A 4,285-nucleotide genomic window follows, 5' to 3' on the forward strand; every position below is an offset into this window, starting at 1 on the left:
GGAGCGACCAGGAACTGTTGGCCAAGCGTGCCTTCACCGTCGATTTCGAGGCCTATCTTCCCGGCGGAGATATGGCCAATGCCAACATCGACATCTACCTTGCCCTAAAATAGAGGGCGTGAACGTGAGGCGAGGCAGCCGAGCACCTCGGCAAACGACAACTGCTGCCGTTTGGGCCAAGCCTTACCAGGGAGTACCAGTCGAAGATCGTGGGCTCGTCCGGCCGTATCCAGACAAGCGAGGCGCACGATCCTCGACACCAAGAGCAGGCGAGCACTCCTCGAGCCCTGCTCGCCCAAGACGAACACGCGAGAACCCGGCAGCGCTTGCGGAATAGCGCTGCCGGCGGCAACGCACGGAAACCAACCGGGAGGCCGACATGGCATTCGATTTCAAGAAGGAGTACCGCGATCTGTACGTTCCCAGGGCAACGCCGACGCTAATCGAGGTGCCTGCCATGAGTTTCTTCGCGGTAGCGGGAGCCGGAAACCCCAACAGCGAGAACGGGTCGTACGCCGAGGCGGTCGGTCTGTTGTACGGCCTGTCGTTTGCCGTCAAGATGGCGAAGATGGGCGCGTGGCAGCCCCAGGGCTACTTCGACTATGTCGTGCCTCCGCTCGAGGGCCTTTGGTTTGGCGAAGGCACGTTCGACGGACGGCGCATCGTGGACAAGGACGCGTTCCAATGGGTGTCGCTGATCCGCCAGCCGGACTTCGTTACTCCCGAGGTGTTCTCTTGGGCCCTCGAGCAGGTAGCGAAGAAGAAACCTGAGCTGAATGCAAGCCGCGCGCAGTTCGTGCGCTTCGCAGAAGGAACGTGCGCCCAGGTCATGCACAGAGGTCCCTACGACGACGAACCTGCTACCGTAGCGGCACTCGACGAATTCGTGCAAGACGCGGGCTACGTCCAGGACATTTCCGAGCCCCCGAGTACCGAAGCTTTGATGGATGCGCTCGATGTGCAAGGCAGCATCCCGGCCCTGCGCCTGCACCACGAAATATACCTGGGCGACCCGCGCCGCACCAAGCCGGAGAACCTGAAGACCGTCGTCCGCCACCCCGTGAGGCAGGCGTGAGCAAAGAAGTACGCGCGTCGGAGGAGCCCTTTTCCGATACGGCGAGCAATGCCGCAACCGACGGCGCGCACATCCCTACGATCCGCGCGCGCTCCATCCTGCAGAAGGTGCGGCGTGGCGGCAACGAATGGTTCGGCATCGATTACAACATGAACCTGTATAAGGGTTGCACGCATGGCTGCATCTACTGCGACAGCCGAAGCGAATGCTACCGCGTAGACGACTTCGACCAAGTGCGCGTGAAGTTCGACGCGCTGGCCATCCTGCGGCGCGAACTGCGCAGCCGACGCGTGCGCGGCATCGTGGGAATCGGGGCGATGTCCGACACCTACAACCCGCACGAGCACCGCCTGCGCGTGACCCGCGGCGCGCTGGAGCTGGTGGAAGAGTACGGTTTCGGCGTCTCGGTAGACACGAAGAGCACGCTCATCACCCGCGACATCGACGTGCTCGGTGCCATCGGCCGCGCCGGGGGCACCATAGCGAAGATAACCATCACCACCGCCGACGACGATCTCGCACGCCTTATCGAGCCGCATGCCCCCGCACCTTCCGCGCGTTTCGAAGCGTTGGCCGAGCTAGCCCGTGCCGGCATATTCTGTGGCGTGCTGTTCACCCCCACGCTCCCTTTCATCACCGATGACGAGGAAACGGTGCGCGGCGTGGTCGAAGGCGCAACGCGCGCCGGTGCCCGGTTCGTCCACCATATGACCGGCGTTACCATGCGCGACCGTCAGCGAGAGCATTTCTTGGAGCACGTTTCTGCGATCGATCCCGCACTTCCCGATCGTTACCGCGAGGCCTTCGGCGAGCGCTATTTCTGCAACAGCCCCCTCGCCGCTCAAAACCGCTCGCTGTTTCGCGCGCTCTGCAAGGAACACGGCCTGCTCTGGCGTATGTCCGACATCATTGCCGCCTACAAGCCAGCACAGCCCGTCGGCGCGCAAACTTCGCTGCTCTAAGGCGGCGAGATTCGGTAGAGGAACCTCGCCGCCTTGTGACGAGCGACCAGGGTTCGGCGTGTCAAGCATCTCCGCCTTGTGACGAGCGACTAGGGTTCGACGTGTCAAGTCTCGCGGCCTTGCGTCCTTGCGTCCCGAGGTTCGGCGTGCAGGTATCTCCGCTTTGAGTCTAAACTTAGTGCGTAAACATCGCCACTCCGAGCCTAGGCTCGACGACCATTCCTCTTACCAATCGACGTAATCGCCTCGGAGCCACTCGCCCTTGCTCGATCCATGCACACGCATTTTTTCGATCAGGTGTTTGCGAAGATCGTAGCGCCGGGTCAGGACATCAGTGCGTATGCTTCGTAGGCGCTTGCCCAGGCTTTTAGCCACGGTATGTGCTGCGTCGTCGAACGCGCGCGCATCGAATACCTGTCGCCGCGTGATCGATACGACCGATACCCCCAAACGCAACAACTCGACTCGTCGCTGCGAGTCGTTCGCTATACGCTTCGAGTCGGTGTGAAACATGTCGCTATCGTATTCGACCGCCAACTTTGCGCGAGGCCAAAAAAGATCGCAGCAGTAAGATCGTCGCCTTCCCATCCCTGAGGCCGGCACCTTAATGCGATGGTTGAGTACGGGCAATTCCAAACCGTATCCGCCGAGCGCGCACGGCAAACACAGCAGCATAACCAGCATCGTTTCCATAGGTGATGCCGAAGCTTCAGCGATGTATCTTAGAGCCTTTTCAGCGTTGGCCACGCCATATCCACCTGCCGCTTTTGACAGGTATTTCCGAAGCAATCCGACCGTCGTCAAGGGTGGCCTCTCCCTAAAACCCCGGACCGCACTCCCGCAAAGCGCATAGGTGCCACAAAACTCTAGGCCAACCGCGACAAGCTCAATGCCCGACAGTTGCCTGGCCACCTGGAGAAAACAAGCCTCCGGCGAGCTAGCGTACAGGCTGTCACTTACACAGACAAACGACCCAGCCACACGAGCCTTAATCCACGTATGGCAGACCACCTGCTTCGATTGCCCGCGAGAAGCAGCGTCCGACACCATAAGGTGAAGAGGCTGAGATACGATCCCATATTCAGCAAAATCAAAATCGGCCAGTACACTTTTCTCGGGCACATCTCCTGCTTGCGGCATTGCGCGCGATGCACGCACATCCTCTAACGAATGCGCGCGCCAAAACTCAAGAGCAGAAGTATGACTGACAAAGATACTCATGCGGCAACCCTACCACGAAGTCTGCGAAGAGCACCAGAGTGATTTTTTGCCACCGATTTGGCAAATTCGCACCGCTTTGCGTCCATTGAGAAGGGCGGTTGACTGGGGAGATAAACCGGTAGTCCTTTGAGCAGGCCAAATGAAACACATTTTTCCTAGCGCAGTCTAGCTTCGCCGCTTTTGGATGCAAAGCTCATGAAATTTGCCAAGTGAGGTCGCTTTTCCGCATCGCATCGAAGAGGCACCTCAATCTCGCCACCTTTCATCGCATCCCTATCAGCGGCCTTTGTGCTTTTCCTTGCGCTTGATCTGCTTGAGCTCAAAGCGACGCTCCGAATCAGCCTGGCGGGCTTCGCGTGCGTCTGCTTTGCGCTCGACTTTGCGCGCCTCGTAGCCGGCGCTCAGTGCCTGCTGGGCTTTCGTGCCCACGCCGGGTTGCTCTACGAGTTTCCTCGCCTCACGTTGACGGCGTTTAGGGTTATGATGTGAGAGCAGGCTGGATGCGCCGAGCAACGTATCATCCTCCGTCAGATCGAAGGCAAGCGCCGACCAGCTGCGGCATACGAATGCAAGGATCTCGGTATCGGCCGGCTCGGTCGCGCCGAACACGATGCGACACGCACCATAGCCCCCGGATTCCTCATGCTCACAGATGCCGACCCAAAATTGGCCGTCGTGCAGTATCGTCAACGTCGATGAGAGGGTGACTTGCATAGCTCCTCCTTTATGTGCCGTCGTACCGCAAAGAACGGACAACCAAGGAGGCGGGTTACTGACAGAACAGCGAAACGCTCTGCGCCTGGACTACCGACCGGACCGTGTTTTTTTCTTTGCTCGCGCCATAATAGCACAGCGAGAGCGTCTACCGACAATCCTCCAGCACGCTCGCAAGCGGCGTCACGCGTGCGTACATAGCGCGGCCATTCCAGATTTCCCTGCCCGTGCACCCCGCCCAAGCTTGTTGCCCGGCCTTCTGTCGTGGCGAGCGTGCAACTTACCACCTTCCCTCTGCAAGTTGGGTCAAGTA

The 4,285-nt window shown here is 59.7% G+C and carries 4 protein-coding genes; 2 read left to right on the forward strand and 2 right to left on the reverse strand.

Translation table 11 applies throughout. The features are described from left to right. Positions 1–379: 379 nt before the first annotated feature. Complete coding sequence (locus tag RR842_RS12245) at positions 380–1,075, forward strand: GyrI-like domain-containing protein (RefSeq protein ID WP_332515144.1); 696 nt, start codon at positions 380–382, stop codon at positions 1,073–1,075. Further along, a complete protein-coding gene (locus RR842_RS12250) occupies positions 1,072–2,037 on the forward strand; it encodes a radical SAM protein (protein ID WP_332729914.1) in 966 nt (321 codons plus the stop codon). Before RR842_RS12245 ends, RR842_RS12250 begins: the two co-directional genes overlap by 4 nt. A 225-nt stretch (positions 2,038–2,262) precedes the next feature. Here the strand turns inward: RR842_RS12250 and RR842_RS12255 are convergent, their stop codons facing one another. Together RR842_RS12255 and RR842_RS12260 are read right to left on the reverse strand one after the other, a co-directional pair. Next, the gene (locus RR842_RS12255) at positions 2,263–3,258 is read right to left on the reverse strand and encodes a hypothetical protein (protein ID WP_332729915.1); all 996 of its coding nucleotides are present in this window, start codon (positions 3,256–3,258) and stop codon (positions 2,263–2,265) included. A 276-nt stretch (positions 3,259–3,534) separates the two neighbouring features. Then, positions 3,535–3,972, reverse strand: a complete 438-nt coding sequence (locus RR842_RS12260; RefSeq protein ID WP_332729917.1) for a YjdF family protein — start codon at positions 3,970–3,972, stop codon at positions 3,535–3,537. Between the last annotated feature and the right edge of the window lie 313 nt (positions 3,973–4,285).

It is taken from the genome of Gordonibacter sp. (assembly GCF_036667095.1).
In the GTDB taxonomy this organism is placed as follows: Bacteria; Actinomycetota; Coriobacteriia; order Coriobacteriales; family Eggerthellaceae; genus Gordonibacter.